Here is a 253-nt window from a genome sequence, read left to right on the forward strand (position 1 = left end):
GTCCAGGAGCGCCTCGTGCAGGGTGACCGCCGGCCAGTCCAGCGTCCCCAGCCCGTCGGCGTCGCGCCGGACCAGGGGTCGAGTGACCTGGTAGTCGTAGAACTCGCCGTCGCACACCCGTCCCGCGTCCGCCGCGTCCCACTGCTCCCGCAGCGCGCCCAGGGCCCCGGTCGCGGCCTCCCCGGCGTCGTTCCACCCCTCGAAGGCCAGCAACAGGACCGTGGGGGCCCGCCGCCCGGCCTCGAGCTCGTCC

Annotated in this window: 1 protein-coding gene; it reads right to left on the reverse strand. The window is 76.3% G+C overall.

Annotation, left to right across the window (positions count from 1 at the left end; genetic code table 11):
• A partial coding sequence (locus tag QSV46_RS40375) for a PAC2 family protein (protein WP_314964282.1) occupies positions 1 to 253 on the reverse strand: 253 nt, incomplete at both ends.

The sequence above is a fragment of the Bradyrhizobium cosmicum genome, assembly GCF_032290525.1.
Lineage (GTDB): Bacteria > Pseudomonadota > Alphaproteobacteria > Rhizobiales > Xanthobacteraceae > Bradyrhizobium > Bradyrhizobium cosmicum_A.